The organism is Flavobacterium sp. (assembly GCF_043778725.1).
GTDB lineage: Bacteria > Bacteroidota > Bacteroidia > Flavobacteriales > Flavobacteriaceae > Flavobacterium.
In genome coordinates, this window is sequence record NZ_JAYWFT010000166.1 from 1 (window position 1) to 22,293 (window position 22,293).

The following is a 22,293-nucleotide window of genomic DNA, read 5'->3' on the forward strand; positions in this document are numbered from 1 at the left end:
TACAACTCGTTCTTTAAACGATAATCGTTTGTGTTTTTTTTCCATAATTCAACAAAGATAAAATTTATCATTTGTTGCGTTAGGTTTTTGAATTCTCCGTATTGGATTACTATTTAGCATCATCGTGAATTGTCAATTGACTAACTGCTGAAACAACGCCTCCGGCAAGTGCCATGTAACCACCAATTGAGGTTACAATAACAGGCAAGACAACTGGAGCTGCCAAAATGGTACCACCTACTGCCGCTAATGTCAAGCCAATAGTTCTAAGCACTTTAAAGAATTTAGGGGTTGGAGCAGAAGCTCTTTGTAATAGTTTCATAATATAATTATTTTAATCCTTGTGCAAGGAAATTAAGATTGAACAATCAGTATAACATCATCCTCTAAATCGATAGCTTTATAAACCAAAGATTTAAGTTTCATAAAAGCTTTTCGGGATTGCAACCCACACCCTATTCCATTAAATGCTGTAACAGGTGCAATGCAACCTTTAAGCTCTTTTAAAGCATCATTGGCTGGATGAAAAAGAATGTGTACTCGGTTAGTGACATCCTTTAATTCAATATGCCAATTAAACTTACTACTATGGCGCTTTCTAAGAGAATACGTTCCTTCAGGAATACAGGAAACTCGTTTTTTATTATGTAGCCAAGGCAGTTCAATTGTATAACAAACATGAATACCTTCACTTTCGAGTTTCCCATTAGTTCCTTCTGGAAAATAATCTCTGGTTAATTTAAGAACCATTAAACACCACTATCAACTTTAGCAATCGATAAAGGATTAAAAGCACCATTTTTCAAGGGATACATTTGACCATTAATCTCTTGGTAAAACTCTATTCCCAAAGCTAAAAACAGTGGCTTTGTGCTAAGAGGCGTTACAACATTTGTATGAGTAATCACAGTGGTTGCCAAGGAACTCCATGGTAAAATAGCCGTCTGAGAAGTAGCTACTACAAAAGTTTCTGCTTCAAAATCTACCTCAGCACCGCCTGAAATAATTTTAAAATGAGAAGTGCCTGAGGGTGCAACAATCATGTTTGCAGGAACAAAAGAGGCAATATTTACTGTTATTTCACCAGTAACACGGTCAATTGCGCCAACATAAGGAGTGTACAAACTAGTACCCAACTTTCCTCTAATATTGAATTCAAAACCAAACAAAAGTTCAGCTTCTCCATCAATTACATTGCGCAATCCTCGGTCACTTATCAAATCAGCTTGAATAACTTTAACCATTGCTTGTGTTAGTCTGCTAACCATTCTTCCATCAGAAGAATTTATCAACAAGGCTCGTAATGAAGTTCTTAAAAGCTTTCCTGCCTTTCCTGCTCTGCCAAATTCTGATCCGTTTTCTCGTGTTCTCTGAAAAGCTGGATCACTCTTAATTCTACTAGCGTCAATGCCGCCTTTTTCACGTGCCAAATGCCCATCTTGGGTTTTGTAAAAAGTAATATCGCCGATAGTACCTTTCAACTTAATTATGCCTTTCTGTCTTGCCATAATGTTTTTAATTTTAGATTAAACAAATAATTAACTACCCATTCGATTCCGTTGCAACTAATCTTGAATGACTTCAGCAAAGGTGTAGCAATCAGCATCCGACAGAAAATTTCAGGGTCGTATTAGGTATAAATAAGTAAGTATTTGCCGAATCCTGCATTTTTAGTAATTCAAATTAAGCTAGTTAATACGCAAATAACCTTGATGAAACCCAATAAAAAAACCCCGATGAATATCAGGGTTTAAAATGGGTAAATAATAAATTACAAAACGTCCAAAATGGTTAAAGCATTAAAAGCACCATTGTTCAAAGCATATTGAATACCATTAACTTCTTGAAAAAATTCAATAAGTACAAGATAAAGCTTTGTTCCAGAAGCAGTAGGAATACCACTCGGTACTAAAGTAGGGTTAATAACTGCATTTGAAATTGGATAGTTAAACAAATCACTGTACAAAATTTCATAAGCTCCAGTAGTAAGATCAATATGCAAAAAAGCATTTTGAAGACTAAAGTGAGTAGCTCCATCAGGAAAATTAAGATGTTCAGATGGATTAAAGTCCGCAATTGTAACTGTTCCTGTAACAGTATCTAACACATAAGGCGAAGGAACAATAGTATGCCATTTCGCATTTCTATTAAAGTCAAATCCTTTAAGTGTAGATTTTCCTAACGAAGTAGTTAATCCTTGACCTACACTTCGTTCACCTCTAACATTAAGCGAGTCGTATTTCTTTATTACAAAGAAAACTTTAATAAGCCTACTTGATAACTTACTGTCCTTAGCCATGTACACAAACATTGAAACTGATTTTCTAAGTTTACCAGCCGATTTAGCACAATTCCCAAACTCGGCACCATTCTCTCGCGCTCGTATAAAAGCTGGATCGTGAAGAAGCCTGTTCTTACTAACACCTCCTTTTTTTCTAACCAGCAAGCCATCTGCTGTTTTGTAAAAGGTAACATTGTCCAATGTACCTTCAAAATTAAATAATCCACTCTGTCTAGCCATAAGTATAAGTTTTAAAATTTATAAGCAACAAAGCTACTTCGGATAAAAATCCTTTACACAACACCACTTCCCATAAAGTAACAATACGTTACAATAAGTCAAATAAGTCACTTTAGTAGAATCTATCTAAAAAATTATAAAACAGTAAACGAACATCAAAACCAATCAAAAACAACTAAAAATAAGTATAAAATAAGAATTTAAATACATAAAATGGGAGGCTATAAAAATTTATCTAACAATACAAACCAAAACAACTCAATCCTAATAACGGCTTAATTTTATAGCACTACTTCGCATACATTTGTCTTTAAATAAAAACATTATAAATCAACATTCGGTTTAAAATCAGCTATTTAAAACACCAATAAAGCTATGATAAGAGAAATAGATGCCGTAAGGATACCGTAAGGATACCGTAAGGAAACCGTAAGTGCAATAATGTGTTTTAATAAAAAGAACTACTATCTATTTTAAAGTACTATAAAATAAAAACTTAAACCAAAAAATAAATGAAAACAATTCCAAACAGAGTATGCATTTACCCTCATGATATTGCATTAATCACTGGTTTAACATTGCGACAATGCAGGAACATTCATAACGATGCAAAAGCTTTCTTTAAGAAAACAAAAATCCAACCACTAACAGTTGATGACTTTTGCAGTTACATGAAAATTCCAAAAGAAACGGTAGAACCATTTATAAAATAACACAACCATAAAAGCACAATGCAATAGTCAAGAAACCCATACAATAATGTAAAATGATGGAAATTAGCAAAGGCCAAAAAAGTAAAAAGAAACAATCTTAAACAATTAGAAAATTTAAACAATGTTAAACAACCTCCAACTCCCGAACCCTACAATAAACCAATTCGCTCTCCCAACCCTTACGAAGTAAAAAATCACAAAATTTCTTTCTTTTCTTAATCACATTTTTCTCAGTGATAGCGTCCCAATACTTTTCAGACAATAAGTCAAAAGCAGTTTGATAAGCATCCATTGAAATTTCTTTGACTGCCTTAGAAATTAAAAAATCAGAAATTCGACGCGCCTTAAGTTCGCTTCTAATTCTAATTTTTCCCCAATTCTTTTGATGGAATTTACTGATAGAAAAAACAGAAGCAAACCGCTCTTCATTCAAGAAATTATGATCAATCAAATGGACTATAATACGATCACGCTCCAAGTTAGTAACAGAAAAATTGCGCAATTTTTCTTGCACTTCCAAATGACAACGCTCTTGGTAAGAACAATAATATTCCAACTTTTGCACAACTACGGCTATTGAACTGATTGGTTTAGAACTCAAAACGTTAATAATGGTAAGAATTTGTTAATAATTTGATAATGCAAAAGTATTGAAATTGTGCGAATTAGAACTAATTTTGTAGCCCCAAATCTTATTCAAATAATTAACAATCATAATTCATTTTTAAATGAAATTTAAAATACTTTTTATAGCACTCCTTTGTAGTGCTTTTTCTTGGGGACAAGTTAGTATTCTCTCGGCAGGTACAGCTTACACACAAAACTTTAACACCTTAGCTACATCTGGAACTACTAATGTTTGGGCTGACAACACAACAATAGCTTCATGGTATTCCAATAGAACAGTTTACATAGGAGACGATGGTACAAATACCACAGGAGGTATTCATAGTTATGGCACCACAGCTTCTTCAGAACGTGCTTTAGGTACTTTAACCTCAGGAAGTGTTGCTACAGCCTATATTGGAGGTAGATACATAAACAACACAGGTGCTTCAGTAGCCTCGTTTGATATTAGTTACAGAGGCGAAGAATGGCGACAAAACGCAACAGCACAGACCTTAGTTTTTGAATATCAAGTAGGTGCTACAACATTAACGACAGGAACATGGACACCAGTTACATCTCTAAACTTTACAGGACCAAAAATTGGAACAGCAGGTGCACTAGATGGGAATGTTTCTGGTAATTTTTTAACCATCATTGGTAATGTTACAGTGGCAGTTAATAATGGTCAAGAAATTTGGTTCAGATGGACAAAAACCAGCAGCAACAGTTCCGGTTTAGCAATTGATGATGTTTCGGTAACTGCTTCGCTTTCAGTTGGCTGTTCAACTCCAACAAACCAAACGGCAACTTTAACAACCAGCAACAGCACACCCACTTCCGCAGATTTTTCATGGTCCAATGGCGGTGGCGCAACAGGAACAGTAATAACAGTAAGACCAACAGCCACAGCAGAAGTTGCTCCTGTAAATGCAACAAGCTACACTCCAAATACCAATTATACTACAGCACCAGAAACCGCTGTAAGTTCGGGCAACAAAGTAGTGTACCTTAATACTGGCGCAACAACCACTACAACAAGTTTAACACCCGGAACACAATACACCGCTACAGCATACGCATACAACACACCCAATTGCTATTTTACAACACTGCCAGAAACTGTTAGTTTTTATACTTTAGCCAACGAACCAACAGCACATGCAGCATCCTTTAGCTGCAACACAATAGCAACATCACAAATAAACTTGAGCTTCAGTGCCGCAAATACCATTACTAATGCCAGCGGTTACATAATTTTATACGGCGAAAATACAATCCCAACAGGCGTGCCAACCGATGGTGCTTTCCACGCACCAGGAACAGTTTTCGGAAACGCCACAGTCGCAGGCTATACCGCTACTGCCGCCGACACAACCCTTAATGTTACAGGTTTAAATGGTGGAACAACCTATTATTTTATGCTGGTGCCTTACGGAATTACAGCTGCAACCTCGCCAACATTCAATTACAGAACAACAGCAACAATTCCAATTACTTCAGGTTGCATAACCTCACTTGCACCAGAAATAAATGTCAAAGGTATTATAGGTTCCAATCCGTCTATTGCAGATGGCGATACAACGCCACAAGGAACTGACAACACACTGTTCACTACAATTGTAGTAGGAAATTCTCAAGCCAAAAACTTTAGAATTCAAAACCTAGGAAACGCACCACTTTCAATAACAACCATAACAAAAGTAGGCGGAACTGCACCAAGTGACTTTGCAGTTTCAGGAATTACACTGCCAACCTCCATTGCCGTAGGCGCAAGTTTAGACTTTACCGTCACCTTCAGTCCAAGCGCAGCAGGAACGCGAAATACTACACTAACCATTGCCAACAACGATGCCAATGAAAATCCGTACGATTTTGTAATTCAAGGAACAGGAACCGTTGTGGCATCCATTGACATGAACGTAAAAGGAAACGCACAAAGCATTCCAGACAACAGCATATACCCTATTGGAACAAACTTTACAGCTTTTGGTATAGCAACAGTTGGCGTTACCACAGTTACCCGAACATTTACTATAGAAAACCTAGGAACTACAGACATGACACTTTCAGGAACGCCTTTTGTAGTAGTTACAGGTCCGCATGCTGCCTTATTCACCGTAACTGCACAACCAGCATCAGCCACAGTTACAGGCGGTTCATCGGTAACTTTTGACATAACATTCAACCCAAACACTCCCGGAGCTAAAAATGCAACCGTAGTTATTGCCAGCAATGATCCTGATGAAAACCCATACAATTTCAACATCAGCGGTACAGCCAAAGGAACAAACAATATTTATGTTTACGGAAACGGAAACGATGTAAACAGTGGCGCAACAACTACTGCATTGACCAACCTAACCAACTTTGGATCAAACGCCGTGACAACAGGTGTAAAACAAAACACATTTGTAGTAAGCAACTTATCAGGCGCATCAAGATATTTTTCTAACATTACAATTTCTGGTCCAGACGCAGCCATGTTTTCGGTAGTAGCCCAAACAACCAACAACGCTCTTGGAAGCGGAAACAGCACTTCATTTACAATCAATTTTACGCCTACTACTATCGGAACTAAAAATGCTACAATTACATTTTCATCCTATACAGACAGTGCCAGAACACTGCAAGACAGTAACGATCCTCCAACCTATACTTTTGCAGTTTCAGGTATTGGAATAGTATATACCGTGTGCAACATTGGCGCAGTTCAAACTATTGCACAACAAGATTTTGAAACCGCTCCTGCAACGCCAACACTTGGCTACGCATACACAACAGACGGAACAGTAACCGTTGCAGGCGGAACTTATGATAATGGTTCGGGTCCAAAAAATGCTTTTGTTGGCGCCAAGTCATTTCAGTTTACAGGCATCGGTACTGGAGCAGTTAAAACCACAGTAATAACTTTAAATGCTGTAGATGCAAGCCAATACACAAGCGTAAATTTATCATTAAAAACTGGTGCTTTTAGAACAGGAACTACTCAAGGACTAGATGTAAACGACTTTGTCCAAGTAGAATCAAGCACAGATGGAGGCACAAACTGGTCAACAGAAGCCGTACTGAGAGCCTATTCAAATTCAAGATGGGATTTTGCAGCAACAGGCGTATTCAATGCCTACTATACAGGAACCAACAACGGTGCAACCATCGATTCTAGAAATGGAAATGCCGAATTGCCCAACGGATATGCAACCTACTACGTTAGAAACCTTCCGGCAGCATCCAATTTATTACTCCGTTTGACACTAACAGTGGACAGAAATGACGAAATTTGGGCAATCGACAACATAAAAATAGAAGGACAAATTCCGCAAATTACTACTTGGGACGGTGCAACATGGTCTGCAGGTTTTCCAACATCCAACATGAAAGCAATTTTTGACGGAAATTATACAACGTCTGCACTCCCAAACCAAGGCAGCATTCAAGCTTGTGAATGTCAAATAAATTCAGGTAAAATCGTAGCTATTGCCGCAGGTTATAATTTTGAAATACAAAGTAATCTTACCAATGAAGGCGTTCTAAACATCGCCAACAATGCAAGTTTAATTCAAATAAATGATGGCGCTATAAATTCGGGTGCCGGTGTTACCAATGCAACAAGAACAACCTCTTCCTATGAATTGTACGACTACACCTATTGGTCGTCACCCATTTTTAATCCAACATTCAATTCCGCTTTAAGCGCATGGCGAATGGATTATTCTTTTTTATTCAATACAGCCAATTTTCAAGACATCCTTACCGCAGCAACTGGAGCAGCGCCAGCAGATAGTTTTGACGATAATGGTGATGCTTGGCAACATGTTGCAGGTACCGATTTAATGATTCCTGCCAAAGGATATGCCGTGATGGCTCCAACATCAGGAACATTTCCTACTACAGCCAACGTTACTTTTTCTGGAAAACCAAACAACGGAATTATTACTATTCCAATGGCTTTAAGCCAAAATGCATCCAATGCCAATGACGATTTTAATTTAATTGGAAATCCTTATCCTTCGGCTATTTATGCAGATTCATTTATAAATTTGAACGCCAACATTTCCGGAACTCTATATTTTTGGACACACATCGGAAATATTTCAACCTCCAATCCTGGTCCAGATTTGTTCAACTTTATAACAGACGATTATGCAATGTATAATTTATCTGGAGGAACTGCCGCGAGCAGTACAGGAAGTACCGTTCCAACAGGATATATAGCATCTGGTCAAGGATTTTTTGTAGAAGCAACTACCGCTACAGAAGTTACTTTCAACAACTTAATGAGAAATAAAAACTACAACAATACCAGTTTTTACAGACCAGCAGCCAACAACCTAACTACTAACAAATTGGGTGATGACCCTGTTAAAAGTAGAGTTTGGCTAAATTTCCAAAATCCTGACGGAATGTTCAGCCAACAATTAATTGCCTATGATGCAAATGCAACTTTAGGATACGACAGAGGATATGATGGTTTTGTGAATTTGGCTAGAAATTATGTAAGCTTCTACTCGTTTATTGACAACGACAAATATAGAATTCAGTCGCGATCTTCATTTAATATGGACGATATCGTGCCATTAGGATTCTTTTGTGCCGTTACCGGAAATTTTACAATAAGCATAAATTCATTTGATGGCGTATTTGCAAACCAAAACATTTACCTACAAGACAATTTACTGAACACCATTCATGATTTAAAACAAGCACCATACAGTTTTACATCCAATTACGGAACCTACAACAACAGGTTTGTGCTAAGATATACAGACACGGCTTTAGGATCGGAAAGTTTTGAAACTATAGACAACAACCTTGTTTTGGCTGCATCAAACAACCAAATCAGCATCAGATCAACTGTTCAAAAAATGACTTCGGTTGTAGTTTATGATCTTCTAGGAAGAGAAATAGCAAAAGACACAAACACACTAGAAAACGAAATTGTCTTTACCAACATCAAAGCAAAAAATCAAGCTTTAATTGTAAAAATTAAACTAGAAAACGGACAAACAGTTACAAGAAAAATCATCTTATAATTTCTATCTTACAACAAGAAACTCCCAAACGCATCATGCCGTTTGGGAGTTTTTTTATTTATTAAAACCAAAAAAATAATGCTCTTTTGGGCTTATTCAAATGCTAAAATTCAAATACAAAAGTTACATTCTTATCCCAGCAACAAATGCTGCAATCGATGCAGCGCCAGTTCCATTTTTATCCAAATGTTTGATAAAAGCACTTCCAATGATGGCACCCGAACCAAATTCGCAAACCGTTTCAAAAGTCTTTTTATCATGAACACCAAAACCGATTAAATGTGGATTTTGCAACTTCATATTCTGAATTCTTTTATAATAATCCGTCTGAAAAGTAATCGCATTGGTACTTCCTGTAATGCTATTCGACGAAACCAAATAAATAAATCCCGACGAATAACCGTCCAATTGTTTAATGCGTTCATCCGAAGTTTCGGGTGTTACCAACAAAACATTTGACACTTGATTTTTATCACACAATTCTTTAAAATTGGATAGATAATAATGCAACGGCATGTCGGGAATGATGATGCCATCAACACCAACTTCAGCACATTTTTCTATGAATGCTGCCTCGCCAAATTGCAACACTACATTCAAATAACCCATCAATACAATTGGTTTTTGTGTGATGCTTCGAAGCGATTGCAATTGTTCAAATAAAAGTGGTAATGTCATGCCGTTTTCAATCGCAGTACCACTACTTTCTTGAATAACGGGTCCATCTGCCAAAGGATCAGAATACGGAAACCCAATTTCTATCATGTCAACATCACTCTCATCTAAATGTTTTAAAATAATAAGTGTATCGTTCAAAGTTGGAAATCCTGCCGTAAAATACAACGACAAAATGTTTTCTTTTTTAGTTTCAAATAAGGATTGGATTCTATTTTTCATCGTTGCTATAATTTTGTAAGGTTGCCAAATCTTTGTCGCCTCTTCCAGATAAATTCACGACCACAACATCGGTTGGTTTAAATGTCATTTTATGCAAATAGGCCAATGCGTGTGCCGATTCAATCGCCGGAATAATGCCTTCTTTTCGAGACAAATCATAGGCTGCTTGCATTGCTTCATCATCAGTAATCGAAACTACTTTTGCTTTATTAGTATCATGCAAATAAGAATGAATCGGGCCAATTCCGGGATAATCCAATCCTGCCGAAATCGAATGTGGTTCGATAATCTGACCGTCATCGGTTTGAATTAAATAGGTTTTACTTCCGTGAATGATTCCTTTTTTACCCAAAGCAATAGTTGCCGCAGTTTTTCCAGAATGAACACCCAAACCGCCAGCTTCAACAGCAATTAATTGGGTTTTTCCGTTGTCGATAAAATGATAAAAAGCGCCAATCGCATTACTGCCGCCACCAAGGCAAGCCACAACATAATCTGGGTTTTCATCGCCTGTTTTTTCTTTCAATTGGATTTTTATTTCTTCACTAATCACCGATTGAAATTGCGCCACCAAATCGGGATAAGGATGCGGACCAACCACCGAACCAATAATATAATGCGTTCCAACCGGATCGTTTATCCAAGCACGGATGGCTTCGTTAGTAGCATCTTTCAAGGTTTTACTTCCGCTACTTGCAGGCTGAATTTTGGCTCCCAAAAGGCGCATGCGTTCTACATTGGGTTTTTGACGTTCAATGTCAATTTCGCCCATATATATCGTGCAATCCAAACCTAATAATGCACAAGCTGTAGCCGTCGCAACGCCATGTTGACCTGCGCCAGTTTCGGCTATAATTCGTTTTTTATTCAATCGTTTGGCTAACAAAACTTGTCCTATGGCATTGTTGATTTTGTGTGCGCCAGTGTGATTCAAATCTTCTCTTTTCAGATAAATTTGCGCCTGGAATTGTTTGGATAAATTCTTCGAAAAGTACAATGGTGTTGGGCGTCCAACATAATCTTTCAAGAGCAATTTAAACTCTTTTTGAAAGTCTTCAGTTGCTATGATTTGCAAATAATTTTGTTGCAATTCCAATACGTTTGGATACAACATTTCGGGCACAAAAGCACCACCAAACTCGCCATAAAATCCGTTTTCGTCAGGTTGTAAAGTCGTTTTCATCTTCTTCTTATTTTTTCTATTAATTCACTAACTTCTTCAGTAATTTTTTTAGTAGTTGAACCTTCTAATTTGCTATTAAAATCCAATCCTACTAACATCGGATAACTGGTATATTTGATTTTACCGATGTTATCAATACTTAATCCACCACTTAAAAAAAAGGGTTTTGGTAAAGTATATTTCTCTAATAATTCCCAATCAAATGCTTTTCCGCTTCCACCATATTTAGGAGTTTTAGTATCAAATAAAAAGTAATCGCAAACCGATTCGTAAGCCACAACTTCATTAAAATTGAAATAATTATCTACCGAAAATACTTTGATAACATTGATATTATTTTCTTTTAAAACTTGACATGCAGCAACAGATTCATTTCCGTGTAACTGCACAAAATCAAAGGAAAATTGCTTTTGAATTGCTATAATGCGTTCACTAGTTTCGTTCACAAAAACAGCAACTTTTTTAATGCTTACAGGTAGTTTTTCTAATGATTTAGATGAAAAATCTTCGCCTACAAACCGCTTCGATTTTGGATAGAAAATAAATCCCATATAATCGGGTTGCAAGGCACCAACTTCAAGTATGTTTTTTGGGAATTTCATTCCACATATTTTTATTTGCATAGCAACTGCTGTATTAAATTGCTGCATTTTTCAGCAGGATTTTGTTCTTTCATAAAATATTCTCCCATCAAAAATCCATCAAATCCATTGGCTTGCAAAAGTTGAATGGTTTCTAAAGAATTGATACCACTTTCGGCAATTTTAATACTAGATTTTGGTAACAATTGCGCCAACCTGATACTGTTTTCCACCGAAACTTCAAACGAATTTAGATTCCGATTGTTGATTCCAATTAAATCAAAATTTAAGTCCATGTTTTCAAATATTTCAGCTTCGTTTTGAGTTTCTAGAAAAACTTCCATTCCTAATTCGTGTGCCAAATTGGTATAGGATTGCATTTGTTTTTTGGTCAAAATTTTAGCAATTAACAAAATCACGTCGGCGCCCATCGCTTTCGATTGAATAATTTGGTATTCATCAACCATAAAATCCTTTCGCAACATCGGAATAGTGTTGTTTTTTCGAGCCAATTCGAAGTCGTTAGTTCTTGCTCCGAAAAAATCTAAATCAGTCAAAACCGATAATCCCGAAACTGTTGCGTTGGCATAACCTTGCGTAACTTCAACCACATTCGCATCTAGATTTATGTTTCCTTTTGCAGGTGATTTTCGTTTGAATTCAGCAATAATGCCACCAGTAACCGAACTTTCAATCGCTTTTCTCAAAGAATGTGTCGCCGAATTAAACAATGGCTGTTCTTCTAAAAATGAAATTGAAAACTGTGCTTTCAAATGGGCAACTTCTTGAAATTTTTGTGCTTTTATGGTATCTAAAATGTTCATTGAATTTCTTTTAATCGGTTAAACGAATTTTTAGCTTTCAATCCGAAAAGTGATTCCTTTGCTTGGTCAAATGCTTCTTCAAAATTCAGATTTGGATGATACGTTTGAATCGCCAAAGTAGCATTTATTAAAACCACATTATTCTGCGATTCAGTTCCTTTTCCGTCAATAATTGTGGTAAAAATTGCGGCTGCTTCCTCTAAAGTTTCGCCTCCATACAATTCAGAAAAAGCAACGTTTTTCAAACCAAAATCTTTGGCTTCCATAAAACGTTCGCCTATGTTAGTAATCAACTTGGTTTTGTCGGTCAGCGTTACTTCGTCAAAACCATCCAAACCATAAATTACGGTGTATTGACTGTTTTCTTCTTGCAACAAATACTGATACATTCGTGCCAATTCTAAACTAAAAACGCCAGTCATTTGTACTTTTGGAAATGCTGGATTTACTAATGGTCCAAGCATGTTAAAGAAAGTTTTAATACCTAATTCTTTTCTAATTGGACCAACGGCTTTCATGGCAGGATGAAACAATGGCGCGTGCAAAAAACAAATGTTAGTTTCTTCAATTTGTTGTTTCAAAATAGTTTCATCGGTTTGAAAAACAACACCCAAAGTTTCTAAAACATTGGACGAACCTGAAATAGACGAAACACCATAATTACCATGTTTGGCAACCGGAATTCCTGCGCCAGCAACAACAAAAGAAGTCAGTGTTGAAATGTTAAACGTATTTTTTCCATCGCCACCAGTTCCACATACATCCATCGGATTGTAAGCTGACAAATCTATTTTATGGCACAAGTTCAACAACGCTTCTCTAAATCCTAGAAGTTCTTCGAGCGTAATATTTCGCATGATAAAAACCGTCAGGAAAGAAGCAATCTGACTTGGGTTGTATTTCCCTAAAGCAATGTCGGTTAGCACTTGTTTGGCTTCGTCTTTAGTTAGGGTTTTATGTTTGAATAAAGGTTCTAATATTGATTTCATTTTAATTATTTATCCAATTGGTTACTATCGTTTTTCCGTTTTCGGTTAGAATTGATTCAGGATGAAATTGCAATCCGCGGACATCGTATTTTTTGTGTTTTAATGCCATAATGTTTCCTAATTCGTCTTTGGCAAGCACTTCCAAATCATCTGAAATTGTTTCAGAAACCACCCAAGAATGATAGTGTCCAATCTTAAAATGCTTCGGAAGATTTTCAAATAAATAATCCTCTTTTAGAATTTCAATTTCTGAAGCAACTCCGTGAAGTGGTTCTATTAGATTGATTAAATTGGTTCCAAAATGTTCTGCAATGGCTTGATGACCTAAACAAATTCCGAGTATACTTTTTGTGGAAGCAAATTCTTTCAATAATTGTGGCATCATACCAGCATTTTTCGGAATTCCTGGTCCAGGCGAAAGCACAATTTTATCATACTGATTGATATACGAAAAATCGAGTTGATCGTTTTTAACGACATCAATTTCTGCGACACCAATTTCATAAAGTAAATGCACAATATTGTACACAAACGAATCGTAATTATCTACTACTAATACCTTCATAACTTATATATTTTGAGCCAACTGAATTGCTTTACGAAGTGCCGAAAGTTTGGTTTCTACTTCATTCAATTCGCTATTAACATCTGATTTTGTTACGATTCCGCAACCTGCTTGATACGTCAATTGATTGTTTCTACTCACAAAAGAGCGAATAAAAATTGCGTGATTGAATCCGCCGTTAAGGCCGATTATGCCAACGGTTCCGCCATAAAATCCGCGTGATTGTGGTTCGTATTGATCGATTAATTGCATCGCTTTGTGTTTGGGTGCGCCAGATAAAGTTCCAGCTGGATAAGTGTCGCCAAGAATTTTAATCGGATTATATTCAGGTTGTAATTCGGCACTAACTTTAGAAACCATATGAATCACGTGCGAATAATATTCAATCTTTTTAAAACTTTCAACAACGACTTTTTTACTGGATTTACTCAAGTCGTTTCTTGCCAAATCGACCAACATAATGTGTTCGGCATTTTCCTTTGGATCGGCCAAAAGTGCTTCGGCTAAAAGTGCGTCTTCAGTATCGTTTCCAGTTCGTTTGAACGTTCCAGCAATTGGATTGATGATGGCCTTTTGGTCGTTTATAGTCAGTTGAGCTTCGGGTGAAGAACCAAACAATTTAAAATTTCCATAATCAAAATAGAACAAATACGGCGACGGATTGATGGAACGCAAGGCTCTGTACACATTGAATTCGTCACCTTTAAATTGTTGTTTATATTTTCTTGAAAGTACGATTTGAAACACATCACCAACAAAACAATGTTCTTGACCTTTTTTAATTGCTTCTAAAAAATCATCGTTAGTAAAATTAGATTCCTCGTCGTTTTGAAGTGAAAATTTGAATTGTGTCACCGAACGATTGTTGATAATATCTTGAATTCTATCCAAATTAGAAACTTCATTTTCTTGCAAATGTTCTAACAAAAAAAGTTCGTTATTGAAGTGATTGAAAACAATCGTATAACGAAACAAATGGTATTGAATCAACGGCAAATCGAAATCGTTGTTGGTAAAAGTAATGTCTTCAAATAACGGAATTGCATCATAACTGGTGTAGCCAAACAATCCCAAGGTTTCAAATCCGAGGTTTAAATCGGACACCGAAAATGATTTTGAAAACTGATTTAACTCGTTTGCAATTTCAATCTCTGAAGTTGCTTTTACAACGGTTTTTTTATCCGGAAAAGTGATTGTGGTTTGATTTGTATCTGCAATGAAGGAAGCAATTGGATCCAAACAAATATAAGAATAGCTGTTTTCTTTGCTTTTATAATCGGAGCTTTCCAAGAGAAAACTATTGGAAAACTGATCCCGAATTTTTAAATACAAACCAACTGGCGTATGTGTATCGCTTAAGGTTTTAATTACTTTGGTTTGAAAATTATATAACATGAAAATTGATTTTAGAGAAAAATTAGACATAAAAAAAACCCACTTGGAAAAGTGGGTTTAACAATATTGTAAAAAGTACAAATAACAGTTACCAACCAATTCCAAAAACGGAGTTAGTCATGTGCCACCAATTTGTATTTTGTTTCTTGTTCATCATAATTAGTACAAACGTATTAAATTATTTTGTTTCAATTGCATTATTTTTTAAAGTTTAACATTTGTTTGAGTTTTTTATTGCGAGTAACGACGCAATCCCATAACAACTATTTCGACTTCATTCTTAGTTTTAATTCTTGTTCTATATCCTTTAATTTCAAATTTTTAGCTTGAAGCAAAATCAAATAATGAAACAACAAATCGGCAGCTTCACCAATAAACAAATCTTGATTGTCATCTTTGGCTTCAATTACTAATTCAACGGCTTCTTCACCAACTTTTTGAGCCATTTTATTAATTCCTTTTTGATAAAGTGAGGCAACATAAGATTCTGAACTTGGATTTGCAATGCGATTTTCAATTACATTTTCCAATTCGTTTAGAAAAGAAACTTGAGGTTCATTCGCAAAACAAGAAGTAGTTCCGTTGTGGCACGTTGGTCCGTTGGGAATGACTTGAATCAACAAAGCATCTTGATCGCAATCTTCTTTTATGGAAACTACTTTTAGAAAATTTCCAGAAGTTTCACCTTTGGTCCAAAGTCTGTTTTTACTTCTACTAAAGAAAGTCACAACATTTTCAGTTTGTGTTTTTTGCAACGCTTCTTCGTTCATGTAACCCAACATCAACACTTGTTGCGTTTCGTTATTTTGGATAATTACTGGAATTAATCCGTTGTTTTTTGAGAAATCTACCTTCATCTAATGGGAATATTTTGAGTTTTTAAAACGTTTTTTAATTCGGAAATCGGCACTTCATTAAAGTGGAAAATACTTGCTGCTAATCCGGCGCTGACTTCGGTTTTGGTAAATAAATCTATAAAATGCTGCGAATTTCCTGCGCCACCAGAAGCGATAACTGGAATAGAAACCACTTTACTAATTTCATTTGTAATTTCTAATGCAAATCCATCTTTGGAACCATCGTTATTCATTGAAGTTATTAGTAATTCTCCAGCGCCTAATTCTTCCACTTTTTTCGCCCAATCAATAGCTAGAATTCCTGTTGATTCTGTTCCGCCTTTTATGAAAACAAACCAATCATTATCTACTTTTTTGATGTCGATGGCAACCACCAAACTCTGACTTCCAAAAGCATCTGAAATTTGCGTAATCAATTCCGGATTCAAAACTGCTGCCGAATTGATACTAACTTTATCCGCACCAGATTGCAATAACAATCGCGCATCTTCAACCGATTGAATTCCGCCACCAACCGTAAATGGAATGTTGATTTCTTTGGATAATTGCGTGACCATTTCGGCTAAAGTTTTTCGTTTTTCTAAGGTTGCAGAAATGTCTAAAAACACCAATTCGTCAGCACCATTTTTAGAATAAAACGAAGCCAATTCCACTGGATTTCCAGCGTCTTTTAGTTCCAAAAATTGAACGCCTTTTACCACGCGTCCGTCTTTAATATCCAAACACGGAATGATTCTTTTCTTTAACATAATTCGCGTAGATTTTCGATTTTTATTGTGCCTTCATACAATGCTTTTCCGATGATTGCGCCTTCGCATCCGATGGTTTTTAAAAGTTCTAAATCGGAAATTGTTGTCACGCCACCACTGGCAATTAAATTCACTTTTGTTGTTTCTAAAATGTTTTGATACAATTCGTTAGACGTTCCTTGAAGCATTCCGTCTTTTGAAATATCGGTACAAATTACTGTCGAAATTCCTTTGGAAACGTAATCAGAAATGTAATCAACAACATCCAATTCAGAAGTTTCTAACCAACCATGAGTGGCAATTTTTCTATTCAAACAATCGGCACCTAAAATGATTTTTTCGCTTCCAAATTCTGTTAACCAATCTAAAAATTCAGTTGGATTTTTTGCTGCAATACTTCCGCCTGTGATTTGGTTGGCTCCGTTTTCAAAAGCAATTTCGAGGTCTTTTCGTTGCTTCAATCCGCCACCAAAATCAATTTTTAAATTAGTTTTTGTTGCAATTTGATACAGTACTTTGTGATTGACAATTTGGTTGGATTTTGCTCCGTCCAAATCGACTAAATGCAAGTATTGGATTCCGTTGTCTTCAAAATATTTGGCGACTTCCAACGGATTTTCGTTGTAAATTTTTTGCGTGGCATAATCGCCTTTTGTCAATCGGACGCATTTTCCGTTGATGATGTCTATTGCTGGAATAATTCTCATAATTTCAAAAAGTTTAGTAAAAGTTGCTCGCCTATATTCGATGATTTTTCGGGATGGAATTGCGTGGCATAGAAATTATCCTTTTGCATTGATGCACTAAACGGAACTATGTAATCGCAAATTGCTGTGGTATCTTTACTTATTTCGGCATAAAAACTGTGTACAAAATAGAAATTTTCATCAGCTGAAATTCCATTATACAATTCAGAATCTAACTTTGAAATGTTGTTCCAACCCATGTGTGGCACTTTTAATTTGGGTTCAAATTTCTTTATTGTTGCATCGAAAATTCCTAAACATTCTGTGTTTCCTTCTTCCGAAAATTGACACATTAATTGTTGTCCAAGGCAAATTCCTAAGACAGGTTGTGTGAAATTTTTTATGACCTCATCCAAACCTTTTTCTTTAAGATAATTCATCGCCGAACTTGCTTCGCCCACACCAGGAAAAATTACTTTTTCGGCTTGTTTCAAAATCGTTTCATCATCGGTTACTACGCAAGAATAACCCAATCGCTCGACCGCGTTTTGCACCGAAGTAATGTTGCCAGCGTTGTATTTTACTATTGCTATCATAGAATTCCTTTTGTGCTTGGTATGCCGTTCGTTCCGTCTTTTTGTACTGCCATTTTAATCGCTTTCGCAAATGCTTTGAAAATTGATTCAATTTTGTGGTGCTCGTTTTCACCTTCACTTTTGATGTTTAAATTGCATTTGGCACCATCACAAAACGATTTAAAAAAGTGCGAAAACATTTCGGTTGGCATTTCTCCGATTTTCTCTCTGCTGAATTTTGCATCCCAAACCAACCACGAACGACCACCAAAATCTAATGCAACTTGTGACAAACAATCGTCCATCGGAAGTAAAAAACCGTAACGCCTAATACCTTTTTTAGAACCCAAAGCTTGCGCAAAAACGTCTCCTAAAGCAATTCCGACATCTTCGATTGTGTGGTGTTCGTCAACATATAAATCGCCTTTGACATTGATGTTCAAATCGATATTTCCGTGTTTGGCAATTTGGTCTAACATGTGATCAAAAAATCCTAAACCAGTGCTGATGTTGCTTTTTCCGCTTCCATCTAAATTGATTTCTACTGCAATTTCGGTTTCTTTTGTCTTGCGGATAAGTTTTCCAACTCGAGGTTGCTCTTTTAAAAATTGATAAATGGTTTCCCAAGAAGTCGTTGATAAAGTAGCTCGTTCATTTGCTGTAGCAGAAATAAAAATCGCCTGACTTCCTAAATTTTCTGCGAGTTGAATATCGGTAATTCGATCACCAATTACAAACGAGTTTTTTAAATCGTAATTACCTTTTATATATTGTTGCAATAACGCAGTTCCGGGTTTTCTAGTTGGTAAATTTTGCTCTGGAAACGATACGTCAATAATCACATCAGAAAATTGAATTCCTTCGTTTTCAAAGGCTTTTAGCATTTTGTTTTGTGCTGGCCAAAACGTGTTTTCTGGAAATGAATCGGTTCCCATTCCATCTTGATTGGTTACCATGACCAACTCATAATCGAGTTCTTTTGCAATGCGTGATAAATATTGAAAAACCTGCGGATAAAACTCCAATTTTTCTAAACTATCAACTTGAAAATCGATTGGAGGTTCGATGATTAACGTGCCGTCTCTATCTATAAATAATACCTTTTTCATGACATAACTAAATTTAAAGCATACAATAATTGTTGGTTTTCTCTTGGTGTTCCAATGGTAATTCGAATGGTGTTTTCAACTACCGAACTTCGGTTTCGTGTAATGATTTGTTGTTCGATTAAACTGTTGTAAATCGCAGTTGCATTTTCCATTTCAACCAATAAAAAATTGGCTTCCGAAGGATATATTTTAGTGACAAAATCCAATGCTAAAAGTGATTGTTTTAGCAACTCACGTTCCGATTTTATCAGTTGTACATTCGATTTAAATTCGTCATCGCTAGCTAGTGATTGTACTGCAGCTTCTTGATTCAATTGACTCACATTATAAGGCGGTTTTACTTTATTCATCACTGAAATTATTGTTTCATTTGCAAAGGCAATTCCTACTCGAACTGCCGCCAAACCTCGTGCTTTACTGAAGGTTTGTGAAACAATTAAATTCGGAAATTGTTTAATTTTTGAAACCAACGAAGGTTGTTCACTAAAATCGATATACGCTTCGTCTAAAAACACAATTCCATTGAAATTTTCAATAATGTATTCCAAGTTTTCTAAAGAATTTCCGGTCGGATTGTTTGGCGAACACAAGTATAATATTTTGGCTTTTTGAGCTAAAATCGTTTCGGTATTCAACTGAAAATCTTCGGTTAATGGAATCGAAATGATTTTCAAATTATTAATATTGGCATACACTTCATACATCCCATACGTTGGTGGGCAAATGATGATTTTATCTTCATTCGGTTCGCAAAAAACACGTTGTACCAAATCAATAATTTCATCGCTTCCGTTACCAATTAAGATATTTTCAATTCCGACTTTTTTCTGACTACTTAAAATTTGTTTCAATCGCCATTGGTATGGATCAGGATAGCGATTTAAATTTCCAAACGGATTTTCATTGGCGTCCAAAAAGATACCTTGATTACTTTTGTATTCGTCGCGCGCACTCGAATAAGGCGTAAGCGAGAGAATATTTTTTCGAATTAAATTAGTGATATTATCCATTTTGTAATCTTTTTAATCGGATGGAAACGGCGTTTTTGTGTGCGTCTAATTGTTCGGCAGCAGCCATAATTTCTATTGTTGGTCCGAGATTTTGAATTCCTTGCGATGTTAATTTTTGAATCGTAATTTTCTTTACAAAACTGTCTAATGAAACGCCACTGTAATTCTTTGCATAACCGTTTGTTGGCAATGTGTGATTGGTTCCGCTGGCATAATCTCCAGCACTTTCACAGCTGTAATTTCCGATGAAAACTGAACCTGCATTTTCGATGAATTCGATTGTGTTTTCGGCATCTTCGATCACTAAAATCAAATGTTCTGGCGCATAAAAATTACTGAATTCAATTCCTGTTTGAATGGTTTCAAATATCAAAGCACGACTGTTTTCTAATGCTTTTTCTACCGTTGCTTGTCTTGACAAAATGGCTTTCTGATTTTCAATAGCTAATGTTACTTTTGAAACAATTTCTTCTGAATTTGTAACCAAAATCACTTGGCTATCACCACCATGTTCGGCTTGAGAAAGCAAATCGGACGCTACAAATTCAGGATCACAAGTTTCGTCTGCAATTACTAATAACTCACTTGGTCCAGCAGGCATGTCGATTGCTACACCGAGTTGTTGTGCATATTGTTTGGCGGCAGTTACGTATTGATTTCCTGGTCCAAAAATTTTAGAAACTTTTGGTATTTCATCAGTTCCAAAAGTCAATGCTGCAATAGCTTGAATGCCTCCAACTTTATACATTTGCGTTACGCCAGTCAATTGTGCGGCATACAAAATTGCTGGATTGATGTTGCCATTTTTATCTGGTGGCGAACACAAAATAATGTTTTTGCAGCCTGCCAATTTAGCTGGAATTGCCAACATCAAAACCGTTGAAAAAAGTGGTGCTGTTCCGCCAGGAATATAAATTCCGATGGTATCGATGGCACGACTTTCTCTCCAACAAAAAACGCCTGAAGTAGTTTCAATTTTAGTCGGAATTTCTTTTTGTGAACTGTGAAATTTCGAAATATTATCAGCTGCAACTTGGATTGCATTTTTTAATTCGGTTGGAATTGATGCAATAGCATTTTCAATTTCTGATGCCGTTACTGCGAAATTTTCCATCGTTACACCATCAAAATAACTGGTGTATTTTTTTACAGCTTTGCTTCCGTTTTTTTGGATGTCGTTAAAAACAGCTTTCACGGTTTCGTTCAAATCGGCAGTGGCAACTGTTTTGCGTTTTGCCAATTCACTCCATTGATCTGGATTTGGATTTATGTAAGTTTTCATAATTTCTAATAATTTATCGAATCATTTTTTCTATCGGAATAATCAAAATTCCTTCGGCACCAAGATTTTTAAGTTGTTCTATAATTTCCCAATAATCGTCTTCTTTTATAACCGAATGTAAACTGCTCCAATCTTTGTTTACTAGCGGTAAAATAGTTGGTGATTTCATTCCGGGTAACAACGAACAAATACGTTCGATAGCTGAATTTGGAGCGTTTAGCAAAATATATTTGTTCTGTTTTCCTTCACGAACGGCTTGCATTCGGAACAATAATTTATCTAAAATGGCTTGATTTTCTGGTGTTAAATTTGGATTTGAAATTAAAACGGCTTCACTTTTAGTAACCGTTGCTACTTCTTTCAATCCATTCATTAAAAGTGTACTTCCAGTGCTTACAATATCAAAAACGGCATCAGCAAGACCAATACTTGTTGCAATTTCAACGCTTCCGCTAATTTCCTCTATGAAAACAGTAATATTTTTTTTGGTAAAAAAATCAATTAAAATTTTGGAATAACTTGTAGCAATTCTCTTTCCTTGAAAGTAACTTAAATTGGTATAATTTTCGTCTTTTGGAATTGCCAATGACATTCGGCAACCAGCAAAACCTAATTGCTGAATTATTTTTACTTCTTTATCTTTTTCCCAAACTTCATTTTCGCCAAGAATTCCTATATCGGCAACGCCTTGTTCTACATATTGCGGAATATCATCGTC

The 22,293-nt window shown here is 36.0% G+C and carries 22 protein-coding genes; 2 read left to right on the plus strand and 20 right to left on the minus strand.

The annotated features are described in order from the left end of the window. Positions 1–109: 109 nt before the first annotated feature. The 4 genes from ACH2CG_RS15330 to ACH2CG_RS15345 form a co-directional block, all read right to left on the minus strand. Positions 110–322 carry a hypothetical protein gene (locus tag ACH2CG_RS15330; RefSeq protein WP_395066756.1) on the minus strand — a complete coding sequence of 71 codons (213 nt, stop codon included), beginning with the start codon at positions 320–322 and terminating at the stop codon, positions 110–112. Positions 323–354: 32 nt separating this feature from the next. Continuing rightward, the gene (locus tag ACH2CG_RS15335) at positions 355–750 is read right to left on the minus strand and encodes a DUF5675 family protein (RefSeq protein WP_395066758.1); all 396 of its coding nucleotides are present in this window, start codon (positions 748–750) and stop codon (positions 355–357) included. After that, entirely contained in the window at positions 750–1,508 is a 759-nt protein-coding gene (locus ACH2CG_RS15340) for a hypothetical protein (RefSeq protein WP_395066760.1), read from the minus strand. Before ACH2CG_RS15340 ends, ACH2CG_RS15335 begins: the two co-directional genes overlap by 1 nt. Before the next feature lie 263 nt (positions 1,509–1,771). After that, entirely contained in the window at positions 1,772–2,521 is a 750-nt protein-coding gene (locus ACH2CG_RS15345) for a hypothetical protein (RefSeq protein WP_395066761.1), read from the minus strand. Positions 2,522–3,033: 512 nt separating this feature from the next. Here ACH2CG_RS15345 and ACH2CG_RS15350 point away from each other — a divergent pair. After that, positions 3,034–3,234 (plus strand): hypothetical protein, encoded by a 201-nt coding sequence (locus ACH2CG_RS15350; RefSeq protein ID WP_395066763.1) that lies wholly within the window; start codon positions 3,034–3,036, stop codon positions 3,232–3,234. A 124-nt stretch (positions 3,235–3,358) separates the two neighbouring features. Here ACH2CG_RS15350 and ACH2CG_RS15355 read toward each other — a convergent pair whose 3' ends face one another. Then, positions 3,359–3,835, minus strand: a complete 477-nt coding sequence (locus ACH2CG_RS15355) for a regulatory protein RecX (protein WP_395066764.1) — start codon at positions 3,833–3,835, stop codon at positions 3,359–3,361. 127 nt (positions 3,836–3,962) lie between these two features. On the opposite strand from ACH2CG_RS15355, the gene ACH2CG_RS15360 reads away from it, so the two are divergent. Further along, positions 3,963–8,873: a choice-of-anchor D domain-containing protein gene (locus ACH2CG_RS15360; RefSeq protein ID WP_395066766.1), complete on the plus strand. Its 4,911-nt coding sequence runs from the start codon at positions 3,963–3,965 to the stop codon at positions 8,871–8,873. A 123-nt stretch (positions 8,874–8,996) separates the two neighbouring features. Here the strand turns inward: ACH2CG_RS15360 and trpA are convergent, their stop codons facing one another. From trpA to hisG, 15 genes are all read right to left on the minus strand, one after another. After that, positions 8,997–9,770 carry a tryptophan synthase subunit alpha gene (gene trpA / locus ACH2CG_RS15365; RefSeq protein WP_395066768.1) on the minus strand — a complete coding sequence of 258 codons (774 nt, stop codon included), beginning with the start codon at positions 9,768–9,770 and terminating at the stop codon, positions 8,997–8,999. Beyond that, positions 9,760–10,953 (minus strand): tryptophan synthase subunit beta, encoded by a 1,194-nt coding sequence (gene trpB, locus ACH2CG_RS15370; protein ID WP_395066770.1) that lies wholly within the window; start codon positions 10,951–10,953, stop codon positions 9,760–9,762. Before trpB ends, trpA begins: the two co-directional genes overlap by 11 nt. Beyond that, the gene (locus ACH2CG_RS15375; protein ID WP_395066772.1) at positions 10,950–11,555 is read right to left on the minus strand and encodes a phosphoribosylanthranilate isomerase; all 606 of its coding nucleotides are present in this window, start codon (positions 11,553–11,555) and stop codon (positions 10,950–10,952) included. Before ACH2CG_RS15375 ends, trpB begins: the two co-directional genes overlap by 4 nt. A gap of 11 nt (positions 11,556–11,566) precedes the next feature. Beyond that, positions 11,567–12,358, minus strand: coding sequence for an indole-3-glycerol-phosphate synthase (locus tag ACH2CG_RS15380; RefSeq protein WP_395066774.1), 792 nt, complete (start codon positions 12,356–12,358; stop codon positions 11,567–11,569). Beyond that, on the minus strand, positions 12,355–13,347 hold the full coding sequence (gene trpD / locus ACH2CG_RS15385) for an anthranilate phosphoribosyltransferase (protein ID WP_395066775.1): 993 nt from the start codon (positions 13,345–13,347) through the stop codon (positions 12,355–12,357). Before trpD ends, ACH2CG_RS15380 begins: the two co-directional genes overlap by 4 nt. Position 13,348: 1 nt before the next feature. After that, positions 13,349–13,912, minus strand: a complete 564-nt coding sequence (locus tag ACH2CG_RS15390; RefSeq protein WP_395066777.1) for an anthranilate synthase component II — start codon at positions 13,910–13,912, stop codon at positions 13,349–13,351. Positions 13,913–13,915: 3 nt separating this feature from the next. Beyond that, positions 13,916–15,307: an anthranilate synthase component I family protein gene (locus ACH2CG_RS15395; protein WP_395066779.1), complete on the minus strand. Its 1,392-nt coding sequence runs from the start codon at positions 15,305–15,307 to the stop codon at positions 13,916–13,918. Positions 15,308–15,570: 263 nt separating this feature from the next. Next, a complete protein-coding gene (hisIE, locus tag ACH2CG_RS15400; protein WP_395066782.1) occupies positions 15,571–16,164 on the minus strand; it encodes a bifunctional phosphoribosyl-AMP cyclohydrolase/phosphoribosyl-ATP diphosphatase HisIE in 594 nt (197 codons plus the stop codon). Next, positions 16,161–16,913 carry an imidazole glycerol phosphate synthase subunit HisF gene (gene hisF / locus ACH2CG_RS15405; protein ID WP_395066784.1) on the minus strand — a complete coding sequence of 251 codons (753 nt, stop codon included), beginning with the start codon at positions 16,911–16,913 and terminating at the stop codon, positions 16,161–16,163. Before hisF ends, hisIE begins: the two co-directional genes overlap by 4 nt. Next, entirely contained in the window at positions 16,907–17,620 is a 714-nt protein-coding gene (gene hisA, locus ACH2CG_RS15410; RefSeq protein WP_395066786.1) for a 1-(5-phosphoribosyl)-5-[(5-phosphoribosylamino)methylideneamino]imidazole-4-carboxamide isomerase, read from the minus strand. Before hisA ends, hisF begins: the two co-directional genes overlap by 7 nt. Then, the gene (hisH, locus tag ACH2CG_RS15415) at positions 17,617–18,195 is read right to left on the minus strand and encodes an imidazole glycerol phosphate synthase subunit HisH (RefSeq protein ID WP_395066788.1); all 579 of its coding nucleotides are present in this window, start codon (positions 18,193–18,195) and stop codon (positions 17,617–17,619) included. Before hisH ends, hisA begins: the two co-directional genes overlap by 4 nt. Then, positions 18,192–19,283: a bifunctional histidinol-phosphatase/imidazoleglycerol-phosphate dehydratase HisB gene (hisB, locus tag ACH2CG_RS15420; RefSeq protein WP_395066790.1), complete on the minus strand. Its 1,092-nt coding sequence runs from the start codon at positions 19,281–19,283 to the stop codon at positions 18,192–18,194. Before hisB ends, hisH begins: the two co-directional genes overlap by 4 nt. Continuing rightward, positions 19,280–20,293 carry a histidinol-phosphate transaminase gene (gene hisC / locus ACH2CG_RS15425; protein WP_395066792.1) on the minus strand — a complete coding sequence of 338 codons (1,014 nt, stop codon included), beginning with the start codon at positions 20,291–20,293 and terminating at the stop codon, positions 19,280–19,282. The genes hisB and hisC overlap by 4 nt, the downstream gene beginning before the upstream one ends. After that, positions 20,286–21,575, minus strand: a complete 1,290-nt coding sequence (gene hisD / locus ACH2CG_RS15430) for a histidinol dehydrogenase (protein WP_395066794.1) — start codon at positions 21,573–21,575, stop codon at positions 20,286–20,288. The genes hisC and hisD overlap by 8 nt, the downstream gene beginning before the upstream one ends. Before the next feature lie 13 nt (positions 21,576–21,588). Further along, positions 21,589–22,293: ATP phosphoribosyltransferase (hisG, locus tag ACH2CG_RS15435; RefSeq protein WP_395066796.1), on the minus strand; the 705-nt coding region annotated here is incomplete at its 5' end.

Bases quoted from the DNA above. Each gene is read 5' to 3' on its own strand.
- ACH2CG_RS15330 (WP_395066756.1), bottom strand. From the start codon at position 322: ATGAAACTATTACAAAGAGCTTCTGCTCCAACCCCTAAATTCTTTAAA.
- ACH2CG_RS15335 (WP_395066758.1), bottom strand. From the start codon at position 750: ATGGTTCTTAAATTAACCAGAGATTATTTTCCAGAAGGAACTAATGGG.
- ACH2CG_RS15340 (WP_395066760.1), bottom strand. From the start codon at position 1,508: ATGGCAAGACAGAAAGGCATAATTAAGTTGAAAGGTACTATCGGCGAT.
- ACH2CG_RS15345 (WP_395066761.1), bottom strand. From the start codon at position 2,521: ATGGCTAGACAGAGTGGATTATTTAATTTTGAAGGTACATTGGACAAT.
- ACH2CG_RS15350 (WP_395066763.1), top strand. From the start codon at position 3,034: ATGAAAACAATTCCAAACAGAGTATGCATTTACCCTCATGATATTGCA.
- ACH2CG_RS15360 (WP_395066766.1), top strand. From the start codon at position 3,963: ATGAAATTTAAAATACTTTTTATAGCACTCCTTTGTAGTGCTTTTTCT.
- trpA (WP_395066768.1), bottom strand. From the start codon at position 9,770: ATGAAAAATAGAATCCAATCCTTATTTGAAACTAAAAAAGAAAACATT.
- trpB (WP_395066770.1), bottom strand. From the start codon at position 10,953: ATGAAAACGACTTTACAACCTGACGAAAACGGATTTTATGGCGAGTTT.
- ACH2CG_RS15375 (WP_395066772.1), bottom strand. From the start codon at position 11,555: ATGAAATTCCCAAAAAACATACTTGAAGTTGGTGCCTTGCAACCCGAT.
- ACH2CG_RS15380 (WP_395066774.1), bottom strand. From the start codon at position 12,358: ATGAACATTTTAGATACCATAAAAGCACAAAAATTTCAAGAAGTTGCC.
- trpD (WP_395066775.1), bottom strand. From the start codon at position 13,347: ATGAAATCAATATTAGAACCTTTATTCAAACATAAAACCCTAACTAAA.
- ACH2CG_RS15390 (WP_395066777.1), bottom strand. From the start codon at position 13,912: ATGAAGGTATTAGTAGTAGATAATTACGATTCGTTTGTGTACAATATT.
- ACH2CG_RS15395 (WP_395066779.1), bottom strand. From the start codon at position 15,307: ATGTTATATAATTTTCAAACCAAAGTAATTAAAACCTTAAGCGATACA.
- hisIE (WP_395066782.1), bottom strand. From the start codon at position 16,164: ATGAAGGTAGATTTCTCAAAAAACAACGGATTAATTCCAGTAATTATC.
- hisF (WP_395066784.1), bottom strand. From the start codon at position 16,913: ATGTTAAAGAAAAGAATCATTCCGTGTTTGGATATTAAAGACGGACGC.
- hisA (WP_395066786.1), bottom strand. From the start codon at position 17,620: ATGAGAATTATTCCAGCAATAGACATCATCAACGGAAAATGCGTCCGA.
- hisH (WP_395066788.1), bottom strand. From the start codon at position 18,195: ATGATAGCAATAGTAAAATACAACGCTGGCAACATTACTTCGGTGCAA.
- hisB (WP_395066790.1), bottom strand. From the start codon at position 19,283: ATGAAAAAGGTATTATTTATAGATAGAGACGGCACGTTAATCATCGAA.
- hisC (WP_395066792.1), bottom strand. From the start codon at position 20,293: ATGGATAATATCACTAATTTAATTCGAAAAAATATTCTCTCGCTTACG.
- hisD (WP_395066794.1), bottom strand. From the start codon at position 21,575: ATGAAAACTTACATAAATCCAAATCCAGATCAATGGAGTGAATTGGCA.